This is a genomic window from Terrabacter sp. P5_B1 (assembly GCF_056400505.1).
The window spans coordinates 1-18,375 of sequence record NZ_JBFULD010000039.1 but is presented as its reverse complement, the minus strand read 5'-3'; the positions used below and the strand labels follow the sequence as shown (position 1 = coordinate 18,375).

General features: G+C 67.5%; 28 protein-coding genes. 1 reads left to right on the top strand and 27 read right to left on the bottom strand.

The window, feature by feature from the left end; all coding sequences use genetic code 11:
- Nucleotides 1–87: 87 nt before the first annotated feature.
- From rplO to AC1DP0_RS04900, 22 genes are all read right to left on the bottom strand, one after another.
- Nucleotides 88–564 (bottom strand): 50S ribosomal protein L15, encoded by a 477-nt coding sequence (rplO, locus tag AC1DP0_RS05005; RefSeq protein WP_478082762.1) that lies wholly within the window; start codon nucleotides 562–564, stop codon nucleotides 88–90.
- A 2-nt stretch (nucleotides 565–566) separates the two neighbouring features.
- The gene (gene rpmD, locus AC1DP0_RS05000; protein WP_020143226.1) at nucleotides 567–749 is read right to left on the bottom strand and encodes a 50S ribosomal protein L30; all 183 of its coding nucleotides are present in this window, start codon (nucleotides 747–749) and stop codon (nucleotides 567–569) included.
- Entirely contained in the window at nucleotides 749–1,405 is a 657-nt protein-coding gene (gene rpsE / locus AC1DP0_RS04995) for a 30S ribosomal protein S5 (RefSeq protein WP_478082761.1), read from the bottom strand. Before rpsE ends, rpmD begins: the two co-directional genes overlap by 1 nt.
- Before the next feature lie 40 nt (nucleotides 1,406–1,445).
- Complete coding sequence (gene rplR / locus AC1DP0_RS04990; protein ID WP_142176974.1) at nucleotides 1,446–1,820, bottom strand: 50S ribosomal protein L18; 375 nt, start codon at nucleotides 1,818–1,820, stop codon at nucleotides 1,446–1,448.
- Nucleotides 1,821–1,823: 3 nt separating this feature from the next.
- Nucleotides 1,824–2,360, bottom strand: coding sequence for a 50S ribosomal protein L6 (gene rplF / locus AC1DP0_RS04985; protein WP_478082760.1), 537 nt, complete (start codon nucleotides 2,358–2,360; stop codon nucleotides 1,824–1,826).
- Between the two features lie 12 nt (nucleotides 2,361–2,372).
- Nucleotides 2,373–2,771, bottom strand: coding sequence for a 30S ribosomal protein S8 (gene rpsH / locus AC1DP0_RS04980; RefSeq protein ID WP_020143230.1), 399 nt, complete (start codon nucleotides 2,769–2,771; stop codon nucleotides 2,373–2,375).
- Nucleotides 2,772–2,901: 130 nt separating this feature from the next.
- On the bottom strand, nucleotides 2,902–3,087 hold the full coding sequence (locus tag AC1DP0_RS04975) for a type Z 30S ribosomal protein S14 (RefSeq protein WP_020143231.1): 186 nt from the start codon (nucleotides 3,085–3,087) through the stop codon (nucleotides 2,902–2,904).
- A 1-nt stretch (nucleotide 3,088) separates the two neighbouring features.
- Nucleotides 3,089–3,649: a 50S ribosomal protein L5 gene (gene rplE / locus AC1DP0_RS04970; RefSeq protein ID WP_056752812.1), complete on the bottom strand. Its 561-nt coding sequence runs from the start codon at nucleotides 3,647–3,649 to the stop codon at nucleotides 3,089–3,091.
- A gap of 2 nt (nucleotides 3,650–3,651) precedes the next feature.
- Nucleotides 3,652–4,023, bottom strand: coding sequence for a 50S ribosomal protein L24 (rplX, locus tag AC1DP0_RS04965; RefSeq protein ID WP_442279682.1), 372 nt, complete (start codon nucleotides 4,021–4,023; stop codon nucleotides 3,652–3,654).
- Nucleotides 4,024–4,025: 2 nt separating this feature from the next.
- Nucleotides 4,026–4,394 carry a 50S ribosomal protein L14 gene (gene rplN, locus AC1DP0_RS04960; protein WP_020143234.1) on the bottom strand — a complete coding sequence of 123 codons (369 nt, stop codon included), beginning with the start codon at nucleotides 4,392–4,394 and terminating at the stop codon, nucleotides 4,026–4,028.
- A gap of 199 nt (nucleotides 4,395–4,593) precedes the next feature.
- Complete coding sequence (rpsQ, locus tag AC1DP0_RS04955; protein WP_147066118.1) at nucleotides 4,594–4,884, bottom strand: 30S ribosomal protein S17; 291 nt, start codon at nucleotides 4,882–4,884, stop codon at nucleotides 4,594–4,596.
- Nucleotides 4,881–5,258 carry a 50S ribosomal protein L29 gene (gene rpmC, locus AC1DP0_RS04950; RefSeq protein ID WP_478082759.1) on the bottom strand — a complete coding sequence of 126 codons (378 nt, stop codon included), beginning with the start codon at nucleotides 5,256–5,258 and terminating at the stop codon, nucleotides 4,881–4,883. The genes rpsQ and rpmC overlap by 4 nt, the downstream gene beginning before the upstream one ends.
- On the bottom strand, nucleotides 5,258–5,677 hold the full coding sequence (rplP, locus tag AC1DP0_RS04945; protein WP_020143237.1) for a 50S ribosomal protein L16: 420 nt from the start codon (nucleotides 5,675–5,677) through the stop codon (nucleotides 5,258–5,260). The genes rpmC and rplP overlap by 1 nt, the downstream gene beginning before the upstream one ends.
- A gap of 2 nt (nucleotides 5,678–5,679) precedes the next feature.
- Complete coding sequence (gene rpsC, locus AC1DP0_RS04940; protein ID WP_020143238.1) at nucleotides 5,680–6,504, bottom strand: 30S ribosomal protein S3; 825 nt, start codon at nucleotides 6,502–6,504, stop codon at nucleotides 5,680–5,682.
- Nucleotides 6,504–6,872 (bottom strand): 50S ribosomal protein L22, encoded by a 369-nt coding sequence (rplV, locus tag AC1DP0_RS04935; RefSeq protein ID WP_030194225.1) that lies wholly within the window; start codon nucleotides 6,870–6,872, stop codon nucleotides 6,504–6,506. The genes rpsC and rplV overlap by 1 nt, the downstream gene beginning before the upstream one ends.
- 26 nt (nucleotides 6,873–6,898) lie before the next feature.
- Nucleotides 6,899–7,180, bottom strand: a complete 282-nt coding sequence (gene rpsS, locus AC1DP0_RS04930; protein WP_141823434.1) for a 30S ribosomal protein S19 — start codon at nucleotides 7,178–7,180, stop codon at nucleotides 6,899–6,901.
- 15 nt (nucleotides 7,181–7,195) lie between these two features.
- The gene (rplB, locus tag AC1DP0_RS04925; protein WP_442279679.1) at nucleotides 7,196–8,032 is read right to left on the bottom strand and encodes a 50S ribosomal protein L2; all 837 of its coding nucleotides are present in this window, start codon (nucleotides 8,030–8,032) and stop codon (nucleotides 7,196–7,198) included.
- A 28-nt stretch (nucleotides 8,033–8,060) separates the two neighbouring features.
- Nucleotides 8,061–8,360, bottom strand: coding sequence for a 50S ribosomal protein L23 (rplW, locus tag AC1DP0_RS04920; protein WP_142176968.1), 300 nt, complete (start codon nucleotides 8,358–8,360; stop codon nucleotides 8,061–8,063).
- Nucleotides 8,357–8,992 carry a 50S ribosomal protein L4 gene (gene rplD / locus AC1DP0_RS04915; protein ID WP_442279678.1) on the bottom strand — a complete coding sequence of 212 codons (636 nt, stop codon included), beginning with the start codon at nucleotides 8,990–8,992 and terminating at the stop codon, nucleotides 8,357–8,359. Before rplD ends, rplW begins: the two co-directional genes overlap by 4 nt.
- Complete coding sequence (rplC, locus tag AC1DP0_RS04910; protein ID WP_030194212.1) at nucleotides 8,989–9,642, bottom strand: 50S ribosomal protein L3; 654 nt, start codon at nucleotides 9,640–9,642, stop codon at nucleotides 8,989–8,991. Before rplC ends, rplD begins: the two co-directional genes overlap by 4 nt.
- Before the next feature lie 10 nt (nucleotides 9,643–9,652).
- Complete coding sequence (gene rpsJ / locus AC1DP0_RS04905; protein ID WP_009775966.1) at nucleotides 9,653–9,961, bottom strand: 30S ribosomal protein S10; 309 nt, start codon at nucleotides 9,959–9,961, stop codon at nucleotides 9,653–9,655.
- 391 nt (nucleotides 9,962–10,352) lie between these two features.
- Nucleotides 10,353–11,657 (bottom strand): M18 family aminopeptidase, encoded by a 1,305-nt coding sequence (locus AC1DP0_RS04900; protein ID WP_478082758.1) that lies wholly within the window; start codon nucleotides 11,655–11,657, stop codon nucleotides 10,353–10,355.
- A 125-nt stretch (nucleotides 11,658–11,782) separates the two neighbouring features.
- Here AC1DP0_RS04900 and AC1DP0_RS04895 point away from each other — a divergent pair, with 125 nt between their 5' ends.
- Nucleotides 11,783–12,703, top strand: coding sequence for an LLM class flavin-dependent oxidoreductase (locus tag AC1DP0_RS04895; protein ID WP_478082757.1), 921 nt, complete (start codon nucleotides 11,783–11,785; stop codon nucleotides 12,701–12,703).
- Nucleotides 12,704–13,066: 363 nt separating this feature from the next.
- On the opposite strand, the gene tuf is transcribed toward AC1DP0_RS04895, so the two are convergent.
- From tuf to AC1DP0_RS04870, 5 genes are all read right to left on the bottom strand, one after another.
- Nucleotides 13,067–14,263 (bottom strand): elongation factor Tu, encoded by a 1,197-nt coding sequence (gene tuf, locus AC1DP0_RS04890; RefSeq protein ID WP_026864148.1) that lies wholly within the window; start codon nucleotides 14,261–14,263, stop codon nucleotides 13,067–13,069.
- Between the two features lie 103 nt (nucleotides 14,264–14,366).
- Entirely contained in the window at nucleotides 14,367–16,484 is a 2,118-nt protein-coding gene (fusA, locus tag AC1DP0_RS04885) for an elongation factor G (protein WP_478082756.1), read from the bottom strand.
- 128 nt (nucleotides 16,485–16,612) lie between these two features.
- Nucleotides 16,613–17,083: a 30S ribosomal protein S7 gene (gene rpsG, locus AC1DP0_RS04880; RefSeq protein WP_030194180.1), complete on the bottom strand. Its 471-nt coding sequence runs from the start codon at nucleotides 17,081–17,083 to the stop codon at nucleotides 16,613–16,615.
- The gene (gene rpsL / locus AC1DP0_RS04875; protein WP_141823424.1) at nucleotides 17,083–17,457 is read right to left on the bottom strand and encodes a 30S ribosomal protein S12; all 375 of its coding nucleotides are present in this window, start codon (nucleotides 17,455–17,457) and stop codon (nucleotides 17,083–17,085) included. Before rpsL ends, rpsG begins: the two co-directional genes overlap by 1 nt.
- A 372-nt stretch (nucleotides 17,458–17,829) precedes the next feature.
- A complete protein-coding gene (locus AC1DP0_RS04870; protein ID WP_478082755.1) occupies nucleotides 17,830–18,360 on the bottom strand; it encodes a hypothetical protein in 531 nt (176 codons plus the stop codon).
- Nucleotides 18,361–18,375: the final 15 nt, after the last annotated feature.

Genomic DNA, 18,375 nt, shown 5'->3' with positions numbered 1-18,375 from the left:
GCGGTGGCCGACGTGACGTCGGCTCGCGGGTCGGGTGCCCGGGGCGCTGCTCACACTAGGTGTGTGTGGTCACTCGCGCCTGATCACTCAGCCGGCGAGGGCCGTGACCGTGCCGCCAGCGGCCTCGATCTTCTCCTTGGCGGAGGCCGAGAACTTGTGCGCCTCGACCTCGACCTTGACGGAGATCTCGCCCGTGCCGAGCACCTTCACCGGGAAGCCGTCGCGGACGGCTCCCTTGGCGACGAGGTCGGCGACGGACACCTGACCACCCTCCGGGAAGAGCAGCTGCAGGCGGTCCAGGTTCACGACCTGGTACTCCGTGCGGAACGGGTTCTTGAAGCCACGGAGCTTCGGAAGGCGCATGTGCATCGGCATGGAGCCGCCCTCGAAGCTCTCCGGCACCTGGTAGCGAGCGCTGGTGCCCTTGGTACCGCGACCGGCGGTCTTGCCCTTGGAGCCCTCACCACGACCCACACGGGTCTTGGCGGTCTTGGCTCCGGGGGCCGGACGCAGGTGGTGGACCTTGAGGGCGGACTCGCCCGACTTCTTGGCGTTGTCGGTCATGGTCAGTCAACCTCCTCGACGGACACGAGGTGCGTGACCGTCTTGACCATCCCGCGGATCTCGGGACGGTCCTCCTTGACGACGACGTCGCCAATGCGCTTCAGACCGAGGCTGCGCAGCGTGTCGCGCTGGTTCTGCTTGCCACCGATCTCGGAACGGGTCTGGGTCACCTTGAGACGAGCCATCACGCACCAGCCTTCGCGGCCTGGGCCTCGGCCATGCCGGCGGCACGAGCCCTGAGCATGGCCGCCGGAGCGACCTCCTCGAGGGTCTTGCCACGACGGGCAGCGACCGACTCGGGACGCTCGAGCTCGCGCAGGGCCTGGGCCGTGGCGTGCACGACGTTGATGGCGTTGTCGGAGCCCAGCGACTTGCTGAGGACGTCGTGGATGCCGGCGCACTCGAGCACCGCACGCACCGCGCCACCGGCGATGACACCGGTACCGGGCGCTGCGGGACGGAGCATGACGACACCGGCAGCCGCCTCACCCTGGACGGGGTGCGGGATGGTGCCCTGGATGCGGGGGACCTTGAAGAAGTTCTTCTTGGCCTCCTCGACACCCTTGGCGATGGCCGCGGGAACTTCCTTGGCCTTGCCGTAGCCGACACCGACGGTGCCGTCACCGTCACCGACGACGACGAGGGCGGTGAAGCTGAAGCGACGACCACCCTTGACGACCTTGGCGACACGGTTGATGGTCACGACGCGCTCGACGTACTGGTTCTTGTCGTCACGGCTGTCGCGGTTGTCGCGGCCGCCGCGGTTGTCACGGCGGTCTCCGCGCTCGGTGCGCTCGCCGCCACCGGCGGGGCCGGTGCCTCGACGCTGCTGTCCGGGCATCAGATGTTCCTCATCTCAACAATTGCGTTCACGAAGTTGCTCACAGGGACAGACCGCCTTCGCGGGCGCCCTCGGCGATCGCCGCGACCCGGCCGTGGTACTTGTTGCCACCACGGTCGAACACGACGGCCTCGATACCGGCGTCCTTGGCACGGGCGGCCACGAGCTCGCCGACCTTCTTGGCCTTGGCCGTCTTGTCACCGTCGAAGGAGCGCAGGTCGGCCTCCATCGTCGAGGCCGAGGCCACGGTCTTGCCGACCGTGTCGTCGACGACCTGGACGAAGAGGTGACGGGTGGAGCGCGACACGACGAGGCGGGGACGGACCGCGGTGCCGGCGATCTTCTTGCGACCGCGCACCTGGCGACGGATGCGGGCGGCAGCCTTGGACTTGCCGCGCTTGATGATCATTGCCATGGCTTACTTACCGGCCTTTCCAACCTTGCGACGGATCTGCTCGCCCGCGTAGCGAACGCCCTTGCCCTTGTACGGGTCGGGCTTGCGCAGCTTGCGGATGTTCGCCGCGACCTCGCCGACGAGCTGCTTGTCGATGCCCTGCACCGAGAAGCGGGTCGGGTTCTCGACGGCGAAGTTGATGCCGGCGGGAGCCTGGATGAGGATCGGGTGCGAGTATCCGAGCGAGAACTCGAGGTCCGAGCCCTTCGCGGCGACACGGTAACCCGTGCCGTGGATCTCCATCTTCTTCTCGTAGCCCTCGGTGACACCGAGGACCATGTTGTTGATGAGCGAGCGGGTCAGGCCGTGGCGCGAGCGCGAGTCGCGCTCGTCGTCGGGGCGCTTGACCTCGAGGTTGCCCTCGCCCAGCTCGACCGTGATCGGCTGGACGACGGTCAGGGAGAGCTCACCCTTGGGGCCCTTGACGAAAACGTCCTGGCCCTCGACCTTGACGTCCACACCCGAGGGGATGGAGACCGGAAGTCGTCCGATTCGCGACATGTCAGTGTCTCCTTACCAGACGTAGGCGAGGACTTCCCCACCCACGCCCTTCTCGTGTGCCTGGCGGTCGGTCAGCAGGCCGTTCGACGTCGACAGGATCGCGACTCCGAGGCCACCGAGAACCTTGGGCAGGTTCGTCGACTTGGCGTAGACGCGCAGGCCGGGCTTGCTCACGCGACGCACGCCGGCGATGGAGCGCTCGCGGTTCGGGCCGTACTTGAGGTCGATGGTCAGCGTCTGGCCGACCTCCGCCTCCTCGATCTTCCACGAGGCGATGTAGCCCTCGCTCTGGAGGATCTCGGCGATGTTCTTCTTCAGCTTCGAGTACGGCATGGAGACGACGTCGTGGTGCGCCGAGTTGGCGTTCCGGACGCGGGTCAGCATGTCCGCAATCGGGTCAGTCATGGTCATGTGGGCTCTCCGCCCTTCCTCACCGGGGTTTCGACCTTTGGCAGTGATGCCGTTCGGCGTGTGCCGTGGGGCCGACCTACGGTGTCAGAGGTGTGTTGGTCTAGGAATTGCTCTGGGCTCGACGAGCCGACTACCAGGAGCTCTTGGTCACGCCCGGCAGCTCGCCCGCGTGCGCCATCTCGCGAAGGCAGATGCGGCAGAGGCCGAACTTGCGGTACACCGAGTGCGGGCGGCCGCACTTCTGGCAACGGGTGTAGGCGCGGACCTTGAACTTCGGCTTCCGGTTCGCCTTGTTAACGAGCGCGGTCTTGGCCATGTCAGTTCTCCTTGAAGGGGAAGCCGAGCTGCTTGAGCAGCGCGCGACCCTCGTCATCGTTGGTCGCCGTGGTGACCACGGTGATGTCCATGCCCCGCACGCGGTCGATCCGGTCCTGGTCGATCTCGTGGAACATCGACTGCTCGGTCAGACCGAACGTGTAGTTGCCGTTGCCGTCGAACTGCTTCGGCGACAGGCCACGGAAGTCACGGATACGCGGGAGGGCGATCGTCACGAGACGGTCGAGGAACTCCCACATCCGGTCGCCGCGCAGCGTCGTGTGGGCGCCGATCGGCATACCCTCACGCAGCTTGAACTGGGCGATCGACTTGCGAGCCTTGGTCACGACCGGCTTCTGGCCGGTGATGGCGGTGAGGTCGCGGACGGCACCCTCGATGAGCTTGCTGTCCTTGGCCGCGTCGCCCACACCCATGTTGACGACGACCTTGACGACGCCGGGAACCTGCATGACGTTGGCGTAGCCGAACTGCTCGAGCATCGAGCTCTTGATCTCGTCCTGGTAGCGCTGCTGGAGGCGCGGCTTGGTGCTGGTGTCAGTCATTCTCAGAGGTCCTTGTCCGACGTGACCGCGACACGGACGCGGGACGCCTTCTGACGGCCATTGCGCTCGACGGTCTCGACACGCGTCTTCACGCGGGTCGGCTTCTTCGACTCGGGGTCGACGATCGCGACGTTGCTCACGTGGATCGCGGCCTCGGTGTGCGTCAGGCCACCGGTGCGGGTGCCACGGGCGGTCGCGCCGGCCTTGACGTGCTTGGTGACGCGGTTGATGCCCTCGACGAGCACGCGCGAGGTCTCCGGGTAGACCGCGATGACCTTGCCCTGCTTGCCCCGGTCGCCGCCGTTCTTCTGGCTGCGGCCGGAGATGACCTGGACGAGGTCACCCTTCTTGATCTTCATCTTCGCCTTGGCCATGTTCACAGCACCTCCGGCGCGAGAGAAATGATCTTCATGAACTTCTTCTCGCGCAGCTCACGACCCACCGGGCCGAAGATGCGGGTACCACGAGGGTCACCGTCGGCCTTGAGGATCACCGCGGCGTTCTCGTCGAACTTGATGTAGGAACCGTCGGCGCGGCGACGCTCCTTGACGGTGCGGACGATGACGGCCTTGACGACGTCACCCTTCTTCACGTTGCCGCCAGGGATCGCATCCTTGACGGTGGCGACGATGGTGTCGCCGATGCCGGCGTACCGACGGCCCGAGCCACCGAGAACACGGATGCAAAGGATTTCCTTGGCACCGGTGTTGTCGGCGACGCGAAGCCGCGACTCCTGCTGAATCACTGTCTAACTCCTGTCGTCGTGCTGGTTCTCTCGAACGATCCGCGCTCAGCGCGCATGGTTCGAGAGCCTTGCCGAACTGAATGGAAACTGCGTCTGTGGTGGGAACCAGACGGCATACGAAACGATGCGCTTGTCGGGCCCACTCCCCCAGCCACGCGGGTGGTCGGGGGGAACTCGGGGGGCGAAGCCCCCCGAGGGTTTACTTCGCCTTCTCGAGGATCTCGACGATGCGCCAGTGCTTCGTCGCGGAGAGCGGACGCGTCTCCATGATGAGCACGCGGTCACCCACGCCGGCAGCGTTCTGCTCGTCGTGCACCTTGACCTTGCTGGTGCGGCGGATGACCTTGCTGTAGAGCGCGTGCTTGACGCGGTCCTCGACCTCGACGACGACGGTCTTGTCCATCTTGTCGCTCACCACGTAGCCCTGACGGGTCTTGCGGTAGTTGCGCTCACTCGCCTGGTCGCTCACGACCTTCTCCTGCTCGCTCATGCGTCAGCCTCCTGCGCCTTGTCAGCCTTCTTGGCCTTCTTCTCGGCCTTGTCAGCCTTCTCGGCCTTGTCAGCCTTCTCGGCCTTGTCGGCCTTCTTCTCGACCTTGGCCGACTTCTTCTCGGCCTTCTCCTCCACCTGCGGGGCGGCGGGGGCCGAGCCGATGCCGAGCTCGCGCTCACGCATCTCGGTGTAGATCCGCGCGATGTCCTTCTTGACGGCGCGCAGACGGCCGTGGTTGTCCAGCTGGCCGGTGGCCGACTGGAAACGCAGGTTGAACAGTTCTTCCTTGGCCTTCTTCAGCTCGTCCGCCAGCTTGGTGTCATCGAGACCACGCAGCTGCTCGGGAGCCAGGTCCTTGGTTCCGACTGCCATCAGATGTCACCACCCTCACGCTGGACGAAGCGGCACTTCATGGGGAGCTTGTGCATCGCGAGACGCATGGCCTCACGGGCCACCGGCTCGGCCACGCCCGAGATCTCGAACATGACGCGACCCGGCTTGACGTTGGCGATCCACCACTCCGGCGAACCCTTACCGGAACCCATGCGGGTCTCGGCGGGCTTCTTGGTGAGCGGACGGTCGGGGTAGATGTTGATCCACACCTTTCCGCCACGCTTCATGTAGCGGGTCATCGCGATACGAGCGGACTCGATCTGACGGTTGGTCACGTAGGCCGGCTCGAGAGCCTGGATGCCGTAGTCACCGAAGGCGATCGTGGTGCCACCCTTGGCCGCACCGTGGCGGTTCGGGTGGTGCTGCTTGCGGTGCTTGACTCGACGGGGAATCAACATGGTCAGGCCTGCTCATTCTCGGTGCTGGCCGCGGCGGGGGCCTCGGCAGCAGCGGTCTCGTTCACTGCCGGAGCAGCGGCGGTCTCGTTGCGGTCACCACGACGGGCGCGGTTCGGGCGGTCACCGCCGTCACGACGCGGACCACGGGACGGGCGCGGAGCGGCGGCCTGCTGGGCAGCGAGCTCCTTGGCCGTCATGTCGCCCTTGTAGATCCACACCTTGACGCCGATGCGGCCGAACGTGGTGCGGGCCTCGTAGAAGCCGTAGTCGATCTGCGCACGCAGGGTGTGCAGCGGGACGCGACCCTCGCGGTAGAACTCCGTGCGGCTCATCTCGGCGCCGTTGAGGCGGCCGGAGACCTGCACGCGGATGCCCTTGGCGCCGGCGCGCTGGGCGGACTGCATGCCCTTGCGCATGGCGCGGCGGAACGCCACGCGGGCCGAGAGCTGCTCGGCGATGCCCTGGGCGACCAGCTGGGAGACGATCTCGGGGTTCTTGACCTCGAGGATGTTCAGCTGGACCTGCTTGCCCGTGAGCTTCTCGAGCTCGCCACGGATGCGGTCGGCCTCGGCGCCGCGGCGACCGATGACGATGCCGGGGCGGGCCGTGTGGATGTCGACCCGGACGCGGTCGCGGGTGCGCTCGATCTCGACCGAGGCGATGCCGGCGCGCTCCATGCCCTTCTCCATCAGGCGACGGATCGAGACATCTTCCTTGACGTAGTCGCGGTAACGCTGACCCGACTTCGTCGAGTCGGCGAACCAGCGGCTCTTGTGGTCCGTCGTGATGCCCAGACGGAAGCCATGGGGGTTGACCTTCTGACCCATCAGCGGGCTCCCTTCGTGTTCTCGGGCTGGGCAACGACCACGGTGATGTGGCTCGTGCGCTTGTTGATGCGGCCGGCGCGGCCCTGGGCACGCGGACGGAACCGCTTCATCGTCGGGCCCTCGTCCACGAACGCGGCCGTGATGACCAGGTTGCGCTCGTCGAAGGCGACCGACTCACGGTCGGCCTTGACGCGGGCGTTGGCGATGGCGCTCTCGAGCACCTTCTTGACCGGGTCGGAGGCCGACTGCGGAGCGAAGGTGAGCACCGTGACGGCGTCAGTGGCGGCCTTGCCGCGGATCAGGTCCACGACACGGCGAGCCTTCTGCGGGCTGACACGGACGTGCCGCGCCGAAGCCTTGGCTTCCATGACTTCTTCCTTGGATTCGATGGCCATCAGCGACGACGACCCTTCTTGTCGTCCTTCACGTGACCCTTGAACGTGCGGGTCGGCGCGAACTCGCCGAGCTTGTGGCCGACCATCGACTCGGTGACGAACACCGGGACGTGCTTGCGGCCGTCGTGGACGGCGAAGGTGTGGCCGAGCATGTCCGGGCTGATGACCGAACGGCGCGACCAGGTCTTGATGACGGTCTTGGTGCCCGCTTCGTTCTGGGCGTCCACCTTCTTCTGAAGGTGGTCGTCGATGAAGGGGCCCTTCTTCAGGCTACGAGGCATTCCAAAGGCTCCTTATCAGCGCTTCTTGCCAGTACGACGGCGACGCACGATGAGTTTGTCGCTTTCCTTGTGTCCCTTGCGGGTCCGGCCCTCGGCCTGACCCCACGGGCTGACGGGGTGACGTCCACCGGACGTCTTGCCCTCACCACCACCGTGCGGGTGGTCCACCGGGTTCATGGCGACACCACGGACGGTCGGGCGCTTGCCCTTCCACCGCATGCGGCCGGCCTTGCCCCAGTTGATGTTGCTCTGCTCGGCGTTGCCCACCTCGCCGACGGTCGCGCGGCAGCGCGCGTCGACGTTGCGGATCTCGCCGGACGGCATACGCAGCTGGGCGTAGGGGCCGTCCTTGGCGACGAGCTGCACGCGAGCACCCGCGGAGCGGGCGATCTTGGCGCCACCACCGGGCTTGAGCTCGATCGCGTGAACGACCGTACCCACGGGGATGTTGCGCAGCGGAAGCGAGTTGCCCGGCTTGATGTCGGCCGCGGGGCCGTTCTCGATCGGGTCGCCCTGCTTCATCTTGTTCGGTGCCAGGATGTAGCGCTTCTCGCCGTCGGCGTACTGGACGAGCGCGATGCGCGCGGTGCGGTTGGGGTCGTACTCGATGTGAGCGACCTTGGCCGGCACGCCGTCCTTGTCGTGGCGACGGAAGTCGATGACGCGGTAGGCGCGCTTGTGACCGCCACCGATGTGGCGCGTCGTGATGCGGCCGGCGTTGTTGCGGCCACCCGTCTTCGACAGGGGGCGCACCAGCGACTTCTCGGGGGTGGAACGCGTGATCTCGACGAAGTCGGCGACCGACGAGCCACGACGGCCCGGCGTGGTCGGCTTGTACTTACGGATACCCATGTTCGTGTGTCCTTATCCTTCGTCGATCTCAGGCGCCCGCACCGAAGATGTCGATCGAGCCCTCGCGGAGGGAGACGATCGCACGCTTGGTGTCCTTGCGCTTGCCGAGGCCGAATCGGGTGCGACGGGTCTTGCCCTGACGGTTCAGGGTGTGGACCTTGTCGACCTTGACGTTGAAGATCGCCTCGATGGCGATCTTGATCTCCGTCTTGTTCGCACGGGGGTCGACGATGAAGGTGTACTTACCCTCGTCGAGCAGGCCGTAGGACTTCTCGGAGACGACCGGCGCGATGAGGATGTCGCGGGGGTCCTTGGTGTGGATGCTCACTTGGTGGCCTCCTTGTCGGCCTTGTCGGCCTTCACGGGACCGGCGACGAACGCGTCGAGGGCGGCCTGGGTGAAGACGATGTCGTCGGCGCACAGGACGTCGTACGTGTTGAGCTGGTCGGCGACCAGCACGTGGACGTTCTGCAGGTTGCGGACCGACTTGAACGCCACCTCGTCGCCGCGCTCGAGCACGACGAGCAGGTTGGGACGCTCGGTCAGACCGGCGAGCAGCGCGGCGGCGTCCTTCGCGGAGGGCAGGTCGCCCGAGACGATGGAGTCGACGACGTGGATGCGGTCGAAGCGGGCCCGGTCGGAGAGGGCACCGCGCAGGGCGGCCGCCTTCATCTTCTTGGGGGTGCGCTGCGAGTAGTCACGCGGCTGCGGACCGTGGACGACGCCACCGCCGGCGAACTGCGGTGCGCGGGTCGAGCCCTGACGGGCGCGGCCGGTGCCCTTCTGGCGGTACGGCTTGCGCCCACCGCCGCGGACCTCGCCGCGGGTCTTCGTCGAGTGCGTGCCCTGACGAGCAGCCGCGAGCTGCGCCACCACGACCTGGTGGATCAGCGGGACGTTGGTCTGGACGTCGAAGATCTCGGCGGGGAGGTTCTGCGTCTTGGTTGCCATGTCGTTCATGCACCCTTCGCAGCCGTGCGGATCAGGACGATGCCACCGCGGGGGCCGGGAACGGCACCCTTGATGAGCAGCAGGCCCTTCTCGGCGTCAACGGCGTGGATCTGGAGGTTCTGGGTCGTCTGGCGAACGCCACCCATGCGACCAGCCATGCGCATGCCCTTGAAGACACGGCCCGGGGTCGAGCAGCCGCCGATGGAGCCCGGCTTGCGGTGGTTGCGGTGGGCGCCGTGCGAGGAGCTGACACCGTGGAAGCCGTGACGCTTCATGACACCGGCGAAGCCCTTGCCCTTGGTCGTGCCCGTCGCGTCGACGCGCTGGCCGGCCTCGAACGACTCGGCCGTGATCTCCTGGCCGAGCTCGTAGGCGGCGGCGTCAGCCGTGCGGAGCTCGACGAGGTGACGGCGCGGCGTGACGCCGGCCTTCTCGAAGTGGCCGCTCATGGGCTTGTTCACCTTGCGGGGGTCGATCGCACCGAAGGCGATCTGGACCGCGGAGTAGCCGTCGGTCTCGTCGGCACGCACCTGCGTCACGACGCAGGGGCCGGCCTTGACCACGGTCACGGGGACGAGCTTGTTGTCCGCGTCCCACACCTGGGTCATGCCGAGCTTCTCGCCGAGCACRCCCTTGACGTTCTTCTGAGCAACAGTCATAGCAGCCGCCTCAGAGCTTGATCTCGATGTTGACGTCCGCCGGCAGGTCGAGACGCATCAGCGAGTCGACGGCCTTGGGCGTCGGGTCGATGATGTCGATGAGGCGCTTGTGCGTGCGCATCTCGAAGTGCTCGCGGCTGTCCTTGTACTTGTGCGGCGACCGGATGACGACGAAGACGTTCTTCTCCGTCGGCAGCGGGACGGGGCCCACCACGGTCGCGCCGGCGCGCGTCACTGTGTCAACGATCTTCCGCGCCGAGTTGTCGATGACCTCGTGGTCGTACGACTTCAGCCGGATGCGGATCTTCTGTCCCGCCATCTGATGAACGTCTCTCTCTCGCTTCTGACTACCGGTTCCCTTGGCCATCCGACCCCCGAGGTCGGGCGTGTCGCGCCCGCTTCACGGTGAAAGGTGCGCACCTGAGTGCCACTTCTCGTGTGGATTGCCCGGCCGAACCGGGTAACTTGCGCTTCCCTCGGGCCTCCGAGAGGAGTCCGGGCGAGTCCCCGTCAGGAGGCTCTCAAGGGGCGGCGCCACCGACATGGGTCAGCGACGCGCGTCAAGCAACCTGAACAGTGTGCCAGAGCGCGCCCCGCACTATCAAATCGAGGTGAGGTGACCACGCAGGGCCGGCGAGGTGGCGCGGCGCGTCAGCCGAGGGAGCGGGCGCACGCCGCGGTGCCGCTGGCGTATGCCGTCGGGCGGGGACTCAGACCGGGGCGAGGAACGCGCTCAGCGCCCCGGCATACATGGCGGGGTCCTCGGCGCCCATCAGCTCACGAGTGCTGTGCATCGAGAGGGCGGCCGCACCGAAGTCGACGGTGGTCGCGCCGGTCAGCGACGACGTCACGGGACCGACGGTCGAGCCGCAAGGCAGGTCGCTGCGCGTGACGAAGGTCTGCATGGGGACCCCGGCCTGCTCGCACGCGAGCCGGAACGCGCCGGCGCCGACGGAGTCCGTGGCGTAGCGCAGGTTGGTGTTGACCTTGAGCACCGGTCCGCCGTTGACCCGGATCTGGTGCATCGGCTCGTGACGGTCGGCGTAGTTGGGGTGGGTCGCGTGCCCCATGTCGCCCGAGGCGATGACGGTCCCGGCGAGGGCGCGCCAGTAGTCGTCACGGGTGCCGCCGGCCGCGGTGACGATCCGCTCGAGGACGGACGGCAACAGCGTCGACGTGGCGCCCCGCTCCGAGGTGCTCCCGATCTCCTCGTGGTCGAAGAGGACGAGGACGGGGACGTGCGCGGGCTCGGTGGCCACGGCGTCCAGCAGGGCGCGCACCCCGGCATACGAGGTGGCGAGGTTGTCGAGTCGCGGGGCCGCGATGAGCTCGCGGGCGCGACCGAGACGCGTCGACGGCTGGATCGGGTGGGTCATGACGTCCCAGGACAGGACGTCCTCGCGGTCGACGCCGACCTGCTCGGCGAGGTAGCCGACGAAGTCGCCGGGCTCGTCACCGACGCCCCAGAGCGGCTCCATGTGCGCCTGCTTGTTGAGGCTCAAAGCCTCGTTCTGGGTGCGGTCGAGGTGGATCGCGAGCTGGGCGACGCGCAGCAGCGCGTCACGGCCGTGGAAGGTGCGGGACTCGACGCCACTCCTCCCCCGCACGGCGACCCGGCCGGCGAGGCCGAGGTCGCGGTCGAGCCAGGAGCTGAGGATGAGGCCGCCGTACGGCTCGATGCCGAGCAGCTGCCAGCCGGCCCGCGCGTGGTCGGGGTTGGGCTTGATGCGCAGGTTGGGGCTGTCGGTGTGCGCCCCGACGACGCGGAACCCCGCGGCTGGTCCCGTCCCGGCGCCGTGTGCGCCCGTGGTGTCCCACGCGATGAGCGAGCCACCGCGCACGAGGTAGCGCCGCCCCGGCTCGGTCGGCCACGGCTCGGTCTCGACGACCTCGGTGAAGCCCTCGGCGGCGAGTCGGGCTGCCGCCTGCTCGCACGCGTGGAACGGGGTGGGCGAGGCGTCGACGTAGTCGATCAGGCCCTGGGCTTCGGTGTCGGTGTCGAACGAGTGCGCCATGGCTCCCGACCCTACTGGGCGGCCCGGCACGCCGACCCACTGGCACTCGGGGGGCGGCCCGCCCCCCCCAACCTGCCGTGGGACCGGCAGTATCGAGCCATGCGACTGGTTCTGCGTGGTGCCCGGTGAGCCGGGCGGTGAAGGTCGGGGTGCAGCTGCCCGAGGTCGAGCGCCGCGTCGAGTGGCCGGAGCTCGTGACGATGGCCCGCACGGCGGAGGACGTTGGTCTCGACTCCCTCTGGCTCGGGGACCACCTGCTCTACGACCTGCCCGGTGGCGTTGCCCGGGGCCCGTGGGAGGCGTGGACCTCGCTGGCTGCGCTGGCGGCGGTGACCACTCGCGTGGAGCTCGGGCCGTTCGTCGCGTCGACGGGCTTCCACGCGCCCGCCATGCTGGCCAAGATGGCCGCCACGGTCGACGCGATCTCCGGTGGTCGACTCGTGCTCGGGCTCGGGGCCGGGTGGAACGAGCGCGAGTACACCGCCTACGGCTTTCCCTTCGACCGCCGGGTCGGCCGGTTCGAGGAGGCGTTCACCATCATCCGCACGCTGCTGCGCGACGGCAGGGCGGACATCCACGGCAGCTACTACGACGTCACCGACTGCGTCCTCGACCCCCGGCCGGCGCGCCCGGGCGGCCCCCCGCTCATGCTGGGCTCGACCAGCCCGCGGATGATGCGGATCGGGCTGCCGCACGTCGACCTCTGGAACACCTGGTGGAGCGACTACGACAACTCCCCCGGCGAGTTCGCCCGCCTGAAGGCCCTGGTCGACGCAGCTGCCGTCGAGGCCGGACGCGCAGCGGGAGACATCGCCGCTACCGCCGCCGTCTACGTCCAGTTCCCGGGAGGCGCCGGGCGGGTCATGGGTGACTCGGGGTATGCCGCCACCGTCGTCCCCGTCCACGGCTCGCCCTCCGCCATCGCCGAGCACCTCCACGCCATGGCGGAGGCGGGAGCCAAGCACGTCCAGCTGGTCCTCGACCCCATCACCGCCGACACCATCGAGCAGGTCGGCCGCGCCACCGCCCTCCTCGACCACGCCTGATTGCCTCGCGGCAGCCCGACGTGTGCATTTTTCGGGGCCAGAACACCACCCAGTGCACACAGCCCCCGGCGACAGGAAGTGAGCACTCGACGGAAGGGGAGCGCGGAGCGTCCGTCGGCGCGGGCGGCATACGAGAGGGAGCGGGGCGCCCGAGGTGGGGAGCGGCATCGGAGGCGGCTGACGGCATCCGCAAAGTGCAGGCACGCTGGAAGCGGCCGCCGAGGCTCCAGCCGCGACCCGCCTCGGGCGCACCGCCACGACAGGGCGCGGGACCGCGGTAGCGGGGTGCATGCGGAAGGGCCCGCCCCGCCGAAGCGGAACGGGCCCTACCGGAACTGCTGGTGAAGCTGGTGGAGCGTCAGATCACTTGATGATCTTCGTGACGCGACCGGCGCCGACCGTGCGGCCACCCTCACGGATGGCGAACTTGAGGCCGTCCTCCATGGCGATCGGCTGGATGAGCTCGACCGTCATGTCGGTGTTGTCGCCGGGCATGACCATCTCGGTGCCCTCGGGCAGGTGCACGACACCCGTGACGTCCGTCGTACGGAAGTAGAACTGCGGACGGTAGTTGTCGTAGAACGGCGTGTGACGGCCGCCCTCGTCCTTCGAGAGGATGTAGACCTGAGCCTCGAAGTCCGTGTGCGGGGTGATCGAGCCCGGCTTGCAGATGACCTGCCCGCGCTCGACGTCCTCGCGCTTGGTGCCACGAAGCAGCAGACCGACGTTCTCACCAGCGCGACCCTCGTCGAGGAGCTTGCGGAACATCTCGACGCCCGTGACGGTCGTCTTGGCCGGCGGGCCGGTGTGGATGCCGACGATCTCGATCTCCTCGTTGACCTTGAGGATGCCGCGCTCGATACGACCGGTGACGACGGTGCCACGACCGGTGATCGTGAAGACGTCCTCGACGGGCATGAGGAACGGCTTGTCGACGTCGCGCTCGGGCTCCGGGATGGAGCTGTCGACGGCGTCCATGAGGTCGAGGACCGACTGGCCCCACTTCTCGTCGCCCTCGAGCGCCTTGAGCGCCGAGACCTGCACGACGGGAAGGTCGTCGCCCGGGAACTCGTACTGCGACAGGAGCTCACGGACCTCCATCTCGACGAGCTCGAGGATCTCCTCGTCGTCGACCATGTCGGCCTTGTTGAGCGCCACCACGATGTAGGGGACGCCGACCTGGCGGGCCAGGAGGACGTGCTCCTTCGTCTGCGGCATGGGGCCGTCGGTGGCGGCGACCACGAGGATCGCGCCGTCCATCTGAGCCGCACCCGTGATCATGTTCTTCACGTAGTCAGCGTGGCCCGGGCAGTCGACGTGGGCGTAGTGGCGACCCTCCGTCTGGTACTCGATGTGCGCGATCGAGATCGTGATACCGCGCTGGCGCTCCTCGGGAGCCTTGTCGATGTCCTCGAACGCGAACTGGGGGTTCAGGTCGGGGTACTTGTCGTGCAGAACCTTGGAAATCGCAGCCGTCAGCGTCGTCTTGCCGTGGTCAATGTGACCGATGGTGCCGATGTTGACGTGCGGCTTGGTCCGCTCGAACTTTGCCTTCGCCACTGTGGTCCTCCTCAGGACTATCTCGTGTTACGCCGTACGACCAGGGCAGGACGTGGCGCGATGGGGTGGTTTCCGATGGAAGAGACTACGGGATGTCCCGCAGTCACTCCCCGCGGGTCTTCTTGATGATCTCCTCGGCAACGGCCTTGGGGACCTCTGCGTAGGAGTCGAACTCCATGGAGAAGCTCGCGCGACCCTGCGTCTTGGAGCGCAGGTCGCCGACGTAGCCGAACATCTCGGACAGCGGGACGAGGCCCTTGACGACCTTGGCGCCGCTGATGTCCTCCATGCCCTGGATCTGGCCACGGCGGGAGTTGATGTCACCGATGACCTCGCCCATGTAGTCCTCGGGCGTACGGACCTCGACGGCCATCATCGGCTCGAGCAGGACCGGGTCCGCCTTCCTGATGGCCTCCTTGAGGACCATCGAGCCGGCGATCTTGAACGCCATCTCCGAGGAGTCGACGTCGTGGTAGGCACCGTCGTTGAGCGTCGCGCGGATACCCACGAGCGGGTAACCGGCCAGCACGCCGTACTGCATGGCGTCCTGGATACCGGCGTCCACCGACGGGATGTACTCACGCGGCACACGGCCACCGGTGACGCCGTTGACGAACTCGTACATCGAGCCGTCCTCGGTCTCACCCAGCGGCTCGAAGCTGACCTGGACCTTGGCGAACTGGCCAGAGCCACCGGTCTGCTTCTTGTGCGTGTAGTCGTACTTGAGGACGGGACGACGGATCGTCTCGCGGTAGGCCACCTGCGGCTTGCCGACGTTGGCCTCGACCTTGAACTCGCGCTTCATGCGGTCGACGAGGATGTCGAGGTGCAGCTCGCCCATGCCGGCGATGATCGTCTGGCCGGTGTCCTCGTCGTGGTGGACCTGGAAGGTCGGGTCCTCGGCCGAGAGCTTCTGGATGGCCGTGCCGAGCTTCTCCTGGTCGCCCTTGGTCTTGGGCTCGATGGCGACCTGGATGACCGGGTCGGGGAAGGTCATCGACTCGAGCACGATCTGCTCGTTGATGTCCGACAGGGTGTCGCCGGTCGTCGTGTCCTTGAGGCCGATGGCGGCGTAGATGTGGCCGGCCATGGCCTCCTCGACGGGGTTCTCCTTGTTGGCGTGCATCTGGAAGAGCTTCCCGATGCGCTCCTTGCGGCCCTTGGTCGAGTTGACGACGCTCGTGCCCGAGCTGATGTGGCCCGAGTAGACGCGGATGAAGGTCAGCGTGCCGAAGAACGGGTGCGTGGCGACCTTGAAGGCGAGGGCCGAGAACGGCTCGTCCTTGCTCGGCGCACGCGTCAGCTCGACGGTCTCGTCGCCCGGCTTGTGGCCGATCATCGGGGGGACGTCGAGCGGCGACGGGAGGTAGTCGACGACGGCGTCGAGCATCGGCTGCACGCCGCGGTTCTTGAACGCGGAGCCACAGAAGACGGGGTAGAGCTCGGAGTTGACGGTGAGCTTGCGGATGCCGGCCTTGATCTCCTCCGGGGTCAGCTCCTCGCCGCCGAGGTACTTCTCCATGAGCTCGTCGTCCGACTCGGCGACGCGCTCGACGAGGGCCATGCGGTACTCCTCGGCCTTGGCCTGCAGGTCCGCCGGGATCTCGGCGATCTCGTACTTGGCACCCATCGTCACGTCGCCCTTGGCGTCGCCGGGCCACACGAGGGCACGCATGTAGACGAGGTCGATGACACCGAGGAAGTCGTTCTCGGCACCGATCGGGAGCTGCATGACGAGGGGCTCCGCGCCGAGGCGGTCCTTGATCGTCTGCACGGTGAAGTAGAAGTCGGCGCCGAGCTTGTCCATCTTGTTGACGAAGCAGATGCGCGGCACGTCGTACTTGTCGGCCTGACGCCACACCGTCTCGGACTGGGGCTCGACGCCCTCCTTGCCGTCGAACACGGCGACGGCACCGTCGAGGACGCGCAGCGAGCGCTCCACCTCGACCGTGAAGTCGACGTGCCCGGGGGTGTCGATGATGTTGACCTGGGTGCCTTCCCAGAAGGAGGTCACGGCGGCAGACGTGATCGTGATGCCGCGCTCCTTCTCCTGCTCCATCCAGTCGGTCGTCGACGCACCGTCGTGGGTCTCACCGATCTTGTGGTTGACACCGGTGTAGAAGAGGATGCGCTCCGTCACCGTGGTCTTGCCAGCGTCGATGTGCGCCATGATGCCGATGTTGCGGACCTTCTTGAGGTCCGTCAGGACGTCGAGTGCCACGTCAGGTTTCTCGTCTCATTCGTCGTGTAGTGAATCTCGGGGCGCCGGGGCCGCGTCTCGTGACGGGCGGGCGCGTGCCCGGCGGTATGCCGTGGAGCGAGCTCCCCGGCATACCGACCGGACCGCTGTCACCAGCGGTAGTGCGCGAAGGCCTTGTTGGACTCGGCCATCTTGTGCGTGTCCTCGCGGCGCTTGACAGCGGCACCGAGGCCGTTGCTCGCGTCGAGGATCTCGTTCATGAGGCGCTCGGTCATCGTCTTCTCGCGACGCTGCCGCGAGTAGCCGACGAGCCAGCGCAGGGCGAGCGTGGTCGAGCGGTTCGGCTTGACCTCGATCGGCACCTGGTAGGTCGCGCCACCGACGCGACGGCTCTTGACCTCCATGGCCGGCTTGACGTTGTCGAGCGCACGCTTGAGCGTGGCGACGGGGTCGGTGCCGGTCTTCTGGCGGCAGCCCTCGAGGGCGCCGTAGACGATCGTCTCGGCGATCGACTTCTTGCCGTCGAGGAGGATCTTGTTGACGAGCTGCGTGACGAGCGGGCTGGAGTAGACCGGGTCGACGACGAGCGGGCGCTTCGGAGCGGGTCCCTTACGAGGCATCAGCTCTTCTCCTTCTTCGCGCCGTAACGGCTACGAGCCTGCTTGCGGTTCTTGACACCCTGGGTGTCGAGCGTGCCGCGGACGATCTTGTAGCGCACACCCGGGAGGTCCTTCACACGACCACCGCGCACGAGCACGATCGAGTGCTCCTGCAGGTTGTGGCCGACGCCGGGGATGTACGCCGTGACCTCGATGCCGCTGGAGAGGCGCACGCGGGCGACCTTCCGAAGGGCCGAGTTCGGCTTCTTGGGGGTGGTGGTGTACACGCGGGTGCACACGCCGCGGCGCTGGGGCGAGCCCTTCAGCGCCGGGGTCTTGGCCTTCGTGGCCTTGTCCTGGCGGCCCTTGCGGACCAGCTGGTTGATGGTAGGCAACCTGGTTACTCCATAACGTTGCTCGTGGTCAGGCGTCCGGCAGGACGCTCCTTGGCTGTTCGGCTCCTCGACCCCCGAGGTCGGGCGTGTCGGAGCCGGTGCTTCCCCCTGCACTCCCCCTCTGTCCCGGTTGCCTGATGGCGTTCGGTCAGAAGGATTGCCCGGCGGAAGGTGTGCTCTGGACCGCAGTGGTGTCACGTCCGCGGGAAGCGGGCGGACAGGGCACCGAGGCCGTCATCGCGCATGCCTGAATGCGTGTCTCAGACACAGTGTTCAAGCGTACCGGGGCGCGGCACGCCGACCAAATCGGTGAGACCGGCGCACACCGGGTCGATGGGGTATGCCGGCGCTCCGGCCCGCTGCCAAGCCCCCTCAGCCGAGYCGCCAGTCACCGGCATACATGTGCAGCACCGGCACCCCGAGCGTCTCGCGGGCCTTGGAGGCCCAGTCGGTGTGGAAGGTGTCCTCGACCGCGTGGGGCTCGGTGACGACGACGACCTCGGAGGCGCCGAGGCGTGCGACCTCCTCGAGGAGGGTCGGCAGGGGGTCGTCTCCGGTGATCTCCCCTGTCGCCACCACCCCGTGCGCCTCGAGCTCGGCCAGCGTCGTCGCCAGGGCCGTGTGCGCGTCGGCATGCGCCTCGGTGCGGTCGACGGGCTTCAGCGCGTCGAGCGCCTCGCGCATCTCGAACAGGCTGAGGTGGTCGAGGAACTCCGAGAGCATGTTGCGGTCGGTGTCAGCGGGGACGAGGACCCGGTAGGTGGGGGCGTCCTCCTCGTGCAGGCCGACGATCTTCTCGACGTCGACGGGCTTGAGGGCCTCCTCGGTCAGCACGATGATCGTCGGCGCCGGGCCGCCGTCGGCCTGGTCGGTCACAACGCTCTGGTCGGTCGCATCGGTCATGCTCCCACCCTATCG

What these genes read in the sequence shown, in the direction of transcription:
- rpmC (WP_478082759.1), bottom strand. Translation starts at nt 5,258, where the DNA reads ATGGCAGTCGGAACCAAGGACCTGGCTCCCGAGCAGCTGCGTGGTCTC.
- rplO (WP_478082762.1), bottom strand. Translation starts at nt 564, where the DNA reads ATGACCGACAACGCCAAGAAGTCGGGCGAGTCCGCCCTCAAGGTCCAC.
- rpsC (WP_020143238.1), bottom strand. Translation starts at nt 6,504, where the DNA reads ATGGGTCAGAAGGTCAACCCCCATGGCTTCCGTCTGGGCATCACGACG.
- rpmD (WP_020143226.1), bottom strand. Translation starts at nt 749, where the DNA reads ATGGCTCGTCTCAAGGTGACCCAGACCCGTTCCGAGATCGGTGGCAAG.
- rpsE (WP_478082761.1), bottom strand. Translation starts at nt 1,405, where the DNA reads ATGCCCGGACAGCAGCGTCGAGGCACCGGCCCCGCCGGTGGCGGCGAG.
- rplB (WP_442279679.1), bottom strand. Translation starts at nt 8,032, where the DNA reads ATGGGTATCCGTAAGTACAAGCCGACCACGCCGGGCCGTCGTGGCTCG.
- rplX (WP_442279682.1), bottom strand. Translation starts at nt 4,023, where the DNA reads ATGGCCAAGGCGAAGATGAAGATCAAGAAGGGTGACCTCGTCCAGGTC.
- rplF (WP_478082760.1), bottom strand. Translation starts at nt 2,360, where the DNA reads ATGTCGCGAATCGGACGACTTCCGGTCTCCATCCCCTCGGGTGTGGAC.
- rplP (WP_020143237.1), bottom strand. Translation starts at nt 5,677, where the DNA reads ATGTTGATTCCCCGTCGAGTCAAGCACCGCAAGCAGCACCACCCGAAC.
- rpsQ (WP_147066118.1), bottom strand. Translation starts at nt 4,884, where the DNA reads ATGAGCGAGCAGGAGAAGGTCGTGAGCGACCAGGCGAGTGAGCGCAAC.
- AC1DP0_RS04900 (WP_478082758.1), bottom strand. Translation starts at nt 11,657, where the DNA reads ATGGCGCACTCGTTCGACACCGACACCGAAGCCCAGGGCCTGATCGAC.
- rplE (WP_056752812.1), bottom strand. Translation starts at nt 3,649, where the DNA reads ATGACTGACACCAGCACCAAGCCGCGCCTCCAGCAGCGCTACCAGGAC.
- rpsJ (WP_009775966.1), bottom strand. Translation starts at nt 9,961, where the DNA reads ATGGCGGGACAGAAGATCCGCATCCGGCTGAAGTCGTACGACCACGAG.
- rpsH (WP_020143230.1), bottom strand. Translation starts at nt 2,771, where the DNA reads ATGACCATGACTGACCCGATTGCGGACATGCTGACCCGCGTCCGGAAC.
- rplV (WP_030194225.1), bottom strand. Translation starts at nt 6,872, where the DNA reads ATGGAAGCCAAGGCTTCGGCGCGGCACGTCCGTGTCAGCCCGCAGAAG.
- rpsG (WP_030194180.1), bottom strand. Translation starts at nt 17,083, where the DNA reads ATGCCTCGTAAGGGACCCGCTCCGAAGCGCCCGCTCGTCGTCGACCCG.
- rpsS (WP_141823434.1), bottom strand. Translation starts at nt 7,180, where the DNA reads ATGCCTCGTAGCCTGAAGAAGGGCCCCTTCATCGACGACCACCTTCAG.
- rplR (WP_142176974.1), bottom strand. Translation starts at nt 1,820, where the DNA reads ATGGCAATGATCATCAAGCGCGGCAAGTCCAAGGCTGCCGCCCGCATC.
- rplD (WP_442279678.1), bottom strand. Translation starts at nt 8,992, where the DNA reads ATGAACGACATGGCAACCAAGACGCAGAACCTCCCCGCCGAGATCTTC.
- AC1DP0_RS04975 (WP_020143231.1), bottom strand. Translation starts at nt 3,087, where the DNA reads ATGGCCAAGACCGCGCTCGTTAACAAGGCGAACCGGAAGCCGAAGTTC.